Genomic DNA, 5486 nt, shown 5'->3' with positions numbered 1-5486 from the left:
GCGGGTGCGCGCCACCGTGCTGGCCATTGCCGACGAGCTCACCGAACAAGGGCTGGTGCTGCGATACCGCGTCGAGGAGACCGACGACGGACTTATCGGCGAGGAGGGCACATTCACCATCTGCTCGTTTTGGCTGGTGTCGGCGCTGGTCGAGATCGGCGAGATCAGCCGCGCCAAGCATCTGTGTGAGCGGCTACTTTCCTTCGCCAGTCCGCTGCACCTCTACGCCGAGGAGATCGAGCCGGCCACCGGACGGCATCTGGGGAACTTCCCACAGGCGTTCACCCACCTGGCGCTGATCAACGCTGTGGTGCATGTGATCCGGGCCGAAGAAGAAGCCGACAGCACCGGGGTTTTTCAGCCCGCCAACGCGCCCGTGTAGGGGCGATCAGCTCAACGCGCCGACTTTGTCCATCATCGCGTGAGCGACGTCGACGGCGCTGGTGTCCACGGTGGCCGAGCCCGGGTCGGACGGGCGTCGATCGCCGAAGAACACCACCTCGACCTCGACCAGGCAGTTCAGCCGGACACCGATGGCACGCGCCTGCGGGGTGGGCAGCAGCGGCGGCATGTTGGGCAATACCGAGGTCGCGGTATTAGTCGCCGCGACAATAGTTTTGGAGGCATCGGTAACGCGGACGTCGCTGATGGCGTTGGTCGTGCTGATCGGGCCGGTTTGTTCCGTTGTCGTCGTGCCGTTGCACTGCTGCCATTGCTTGGAGAAGTTCGCGAACAGCTCCTCGGCTTGTGCGGCAGTGGGCAACGTGACCGCGCCTTGCATCACGCTGATGACTTGCGCCGGGTCGCCGTTGTTCCACCAGGACTCGTACACGAGACCTTTGACCTCGGCGGACTCGTAGACGCTTTTCTGCAGCATCGCCGTGACGCCCTGGCAATCGGCCGGCGAAACCGGATTTTCCGGCTCGAAGAGCTTGTCGGGGCCGCCGGCTTCAGGCGGTTGACGGGCCACGAAGGGCTGGCTGAGCATCCTCGTCAGTGCGATGTCGTCGAGAGGCACCTGCTTGACGGTTTCCCCGGTGAGAGGTCGCGGCTTCAGGTTCGGTGCCGGCTTCGCCGTGCCATCGACAACCGAACCACAGCCGGCTGCCAACGCGGCGACCACTAGCAACGCCGTCGCTGATCCAACCGTCCGCATGGCTCCTTTTTACCTTGGTCACCCGCGGCGTCGGTCGGCAGCGCCGTGACCCGTTAGCTCAGACTGCTGACCTTGTCCATCATCGCGTGCGCGATGTCGACAGCAGTCCCGTCGGGCTTGTTGTCGGAAAAGAACGCAACATCAACTTCCACAACGCAATTCGCCCTGACGCCGACGGCGCGGGCGCTGATAACCGTCGTGACGAAGTGGGACTGCACAGTGGCGGCGAGCACGGAGTTGGCAGCTCGCACATCGCTGATCGCTGCAGAGACGGGGTGACCGATCCCGAAATCTGACGTGACCGTCGTGCCGTTGCAACCGTCCCATTGCTGGATGAAACCCGCGAATACCGCATCGGCGGCTGCACCAGTCGGGACCGCGACCACTGACTCCACCACGCTGATCACCTTTGCGCCTCGGATGCCGGCAGTCCACCAGGTTTGCTGCGCGATGTTTTGGACATCGGCGGTCCCATAGCTACTTTTTTGCAGCTCGAACACCACCCCGGCGCATCCGCTCGGTGCGGCGTGCACGTCGTAAAGCTGATCACCACCCCCGAAACGCGGTGGAGATTCGGGCTTGCTCTTGAAGTACTGGCCAACCAGCTTCGCCAGTTCGCCCTCATCGAGCAGTGCACGATTGACGGCATGCCCGACAAGCGGGCGCGGTGCCAGCCTGGGCGCCGGATGTGCCGCACCGTCGACGACGACCATGCAGCCGGCCGCTAAGGGCAGCGCAACGAGCCCGACCACGATCCGCCCGATCCGCATGAGCGGACCCTACCGCGCTTGCAAGTGATGTTGCCGTTGTTGCGGAAAGCCGTACGCCGACAAGGCTATTCGTGCTCAGCTCAATGCACGGACTTTGTCCATCAACGCGTGAGCGATTTTGATCGCGGTGGTGCTGATCTCTGCCGACCCCTGGTCCGATGGATATGTGATGCCGACGAAAGCGACCTCGACCTCAACCAAGCAATTTCCCGCTACGCCAACGGCACGGGCTTCCGGGACGGCCGCCAGGATTGATCCCGGTCCGGGCTCTAGCGAGACGGTCGCCGCTACGACTGAATCCATAACCCGTACGTCGGTAATCGTGTCACGAACGAACAAGTGAGAGGGCTCGGTCAGCGCATTGCTATCACACTGCTTCCACTGCGCGGAGAACCTGGCGAACAAGGCACTGGCGTCTGCGGCTGCGGGCAGGGAGACGATGCCCTCGTGCACGGCACTCATCTCCGCGGAGGAATCGTCGGGCCGCCAAAACTCATCAGCGACATTTCCTACACCGGCGGACTGGTAGGCGCTCTTCTGCAGCATGTAAACGACGCCGCCGCAGTCAGCGGACGCCGCCGATTCAAAATCATCTCTCAACTTCTCGCTGCCCCCGAACACCGGCGGGAAGGGCGGGACGGTTTGGAACGGCTGGTTGGTCAGTTTTGACAGCGCAGCGCCGTCGAGCAGTACCTGCTTGATGGTCGAACCGGTCAGCGGGCGCAGCGCAAGGTTCGGCGCCGGAACTACTTTGCCACTGGTCGTTGCGGTGCACCCGGTGGCCAGCAATGCGGCCAACAGTGCGGCCACGGCGCACCAATGCTTTCTCACTTCTTGGCCTTGTCGCCTGCCGCATCCGTAGACAGCGCGGCGACGAATGCTTCTTGCGGCACCTCGACGCGGCCAATGGTCTTCATCCGCTTTTTGCCTTCCTTCTGCTTCTCCAGCAGTTTGCGCTTGCGGGTGATGTCACCGCCGTAGCACTTGGACAGCACGTCCTTGCGGATAGCCCGAATATTCTCGCGTGCAATGATTTTCGAACCGATCGCCGCCTGCACCGGGACCTCGAACTGCTGGCGCGGGATCAGTTCTTTGAGCTTGGTGGTCATCTTGTTGCCATAGGCGAACGCCGAATCCTTATGCACGATAGCGCTGAACGCGTCGACTGCCTCACCTTGCAGCAGGATGTCGACCTTGACCAGCTGGGCCTCCTGCTCGCCGGCGTCCTCGTAGTCAAGGCTGGCATACCCGCGGGTGCGTGACTTCAGCGCGTCGAAGAAGTCAAAGATGATCTCCCCCAACGGCATTGTGTAGCGCAGTTCCACGCGTTCGGGTGACAGATAGTCCATCCCGCCGAGTTCGCCGCGGCGCGACTGGCACAATTCCATGATCGTGCCGATGAATTCGCTGGGCGCGATGATGGTGGTTTTGTCGATGGGCTCGTAGACGTTGCGCACCTTGCCTTCCGGCCAGTCCGACGGGTTGGTCACGACGATTTCCGTACCGTCTTCTTTGACCACCCGGTAGACCACGTTCGGCGAGGTCGAAATCAGGTCCAGGTCGAACTCGCGCTCCAAGCGCTCGCGGGTGATCTCCATGTGCAGCAGACCCAAGAATCCGCAACGGAATCCGAAGCCCAGCGCCACCGACGTTTCCGGCTCGTAAGTCAGGGCCGCGTCGTTGAGCTGAAGCTTGTCCAAGGCGTCGCGCAGATTGGGGTAGTCGGAGCCGTCGACGGGATACAGCCCCGAGTAGACCATCGGCTTGGGCTCGCGGTAACCCGTCAACGCCTCGGTTGCGCCGTGCCGAGCGGTCGTCACGGTGTCGCCGACCTTGGATTGCCGGACGTCCTTGACCCCGGTGATCAGATAGCCCACCTCTCCTACGCCAAGGCCGGCACTGGGTTTGGGGTCGGGCGACACGATGCCCACCTCGAGCAGCTCGTGGGTGGCGCCGGTGGACATCATCGCGATGCGCTGGCGCGGGGTGATCTTGCCGTCGATGACGCGGACGTAGGTGACCACGCCGCGGTAGATGTCGTAGACGGAGTCGAAAATCATTGCGCGGGTGGGCGCCTCGGTGTCCCCCTGGGGCGGTGGCACTTGCTTGACCACCTCGTCGAGCAGTTCGGACACGCCTTCACCGGTCTTGCCGGACACCCGCAGCACGTCGTCGGGCTCGCAGCCGATGATGTGCGCGATCTCGGCGGCGTAGCGTTCGGGGTCGGCGGCGGGCAGGTCGATCTTGTTGAGCACCGGGATGATCACCATGTCACGGTCCAGCGCCAGATACAGGTTGGCCAACGTCTGCGCCTCGATGCCCTGCGCGGCGTCGACCAACAGCACCGCCCCCTCGCAGGCGGCCAGGGCGCGCGACACCTCATAGGTGAAGTCGACATGACCGGGCGTGTCGATCAGGTGCAGGACGTGGTCGGTGTCCCCCACCCGCCATGGCAGGCGGACATTTTGCGCCTTGATCGTGATCCCGCGTTCCCGCTCGATATCCATCCGGTCGAGGTACTGAGCGCGCATCGACCGCTCATCGACGACGCCGGTGAGCTGCAGCATCCGATCCGCCAGCGTGGACTTGCCGTGGTCGATGTGGGCGATGATGCAGAAGTTCCGAATCTGCGCCGGCGCGGTGAAGGTTTGGTCGGCGAAACTGCTGATGGGAATCTCCTGGTGAAGCCGGGCTTAGGCGCTTCCAGCGTATCGGCGGACACGCGCTGCAGCACAATCGCGGTCGGAGCGGCCAAAACGAAACCCCCGGAGTCGGCTCCGGGGGTTCGTTTTCCGAGCGAACTATTACGGCGTGAAGAACCCCTGCAGGTCGGCGAAGCCGTCTGTGAGGAAGTCGGTTATGGGTCCCCCCGAGGCGGCGGTGGTGGCCAACGCCTCGGCGATGCCGGTCGGCGATCCGAACAGGTCGCCCATTGGGATCGAGCTGAGCGCCGCAGTGGGGTTCAGCAGCGAGAACAGCTCGAGGTTGTAGGCGTCGTCGAAATTGACCAGCGCGCCGTTGAACTCGCTGAAAGCACCTGGGTCAGAGGCGGCATTGCCGATCGGGTTGAGCCCGTACAGCTCGTAGTTGAGGAGAGTCGGCATCGTCCCCGTGTTTGGCGCGTCTGCCAGCTTGATGGTGTCGAACGTGTTGGCCCCGTGCGTCATGACGTCGCCGCCGAAACCTGCGAGGGTGGCTTCGCTCACGAAGAGCGAGTTCATCGACGAAATCTCACTGTCGACAAAGGGCGTCAGCGGGTCGTCCGCGGCAGCAAGCGGCGCGAATGCCAGTGCTGCTCCGGCCGCGAAGCTGCCGACCACGGCGATTTTGCGAATGTCCATATTCATGTCCCTTTCAGGATCTTGACTGGCGAGCTGCTTATGCCCCCAGAGGTTCCCCCAGTTGAACCTGAGTAAACCCTAACAATTCATTATGTAGTCAGTACAGCCGCTGCTAGAAAAAACTTAAGGAACGCATCTACGTCGTGCAGGTTTCGGATGGCGAGCCGCTCACCGGGCGGACGGGTCAAATCGTCGCGTTAGCCAGCGAGCGGCTTGTGC

Annotated in this window: 5 protein-coding genes and 1 pseudogene; 1 reads left to right on the top strand and 5 read right to left on the bottom strand. The window is 63.0% G+C overall.

Annotated elements, in window-relative coordinates:
- Positions 1-382, top strand: a 382-nt coding sequence (locus WAN71_RS23950) for a glycoside hydrolase family 15 protein (RefSeq protein ID WP_422227716.1), incomplete at its 5' end; no start/stop codon positions are given.
- 6 nt (positions 383-388) lie between these two features.
- Here WAN71_RS23950 and WAN71_RS23945 read toward each other — a convergent pair.
- From WAN71_RS23945 to WAN71_RS23925, 5 genes and pseudogenes are all read right to left on the bottom strand, one after another.
- Complete coding sequence (locus WAN71_RS23945; RefSeq protein ID WP_422227715.1) at positions 389-1156, bottom strand: sensor domain-containing protein; 768 nt, start codon at positions 1154-1156, stop codon at positions 389-391.
- A gap of 53 nt (positions 1157-1209) precedes the next feature.
- Positions 1210-1926, bottom strand: a complete 717-nt coding sequence (locus tag WAN71_RS23940) for a sensor domain-containing protein (protein WP_422227714.1) — start codon at positions 1924-1926, stop codon at positions 1210-1212.
- Positions 1927-2001: 75 nt separating this feature from the next.
- A complete protein-coding gene (locus tag WAN71_RS23935) occupies positions 2002-2736 on the bottom strand; it encodes a sensor domain-containing protein (RefSeq protein WP_422227713.1) in 735 nt (244 codons plus the stop codon).
- A gap of 17 nt (positions 2737-2753) precedes the next feature.
- Positions 2754-4663, bottom strand: a pseudogene (gene lepA / locus WAN71_RS23930) (translation elongation factor 4).
- A gap of 67 nt (positions 4664-4730) precedes the next feature.
- The gene (locus tag WAN71_RS23925) at positions 4731-5267 is read right to left on the bottom strand and encodes a hypothetical protein (RefSeq protein ID WP_422227712.1); all 537 of its coding nucleotides are present in this window, start codon (positions 5265-5267) and stop codon (positions 4731-4733) included.
- Between the last annotated feature and the right edge of the window lie 219 nt (positions 5268-5486).

The organism is Mycobacterium sp., assembly GCF_049280035.1.
Classification (GTDB): Bacteria; Actinomycetota; Actinomycetes; order Mycobacteriales; family Mycobacteriaceae; genus Mycobacterium.
The sequence above is the reverse complement of the archived record's forward strand: the minus strand, read 5'-3'. Positions and strand labels throughout refer to the sequence as shown.

Bases quoted from the DNA above. Each gene is read 5' to 3' on its own strand.
- WAN71_RS23925 (WP_422227712.1), bottom strand. From the start codon at position 5,267: ATGGACATTCGCAAAATCGCCGTGGTCGGCAGCTTCGCGGCCGGAGCA.
- WAN71_RS23945 (WP_422227715.1), bottom strand. From the start codon at position 1,156: ATGCGGACGGTTGGATCAGCGACGGCGTTGCTAGTGGTCGCCGCGTTG.
- WAN71_RS23940 (WP_422227714.1), bottom strand. From the start codon at position 1,926: ATGCGGATCGGGCGGATCGTGGTCGGGCTCGTTGCGCTGCCCTTAGCG.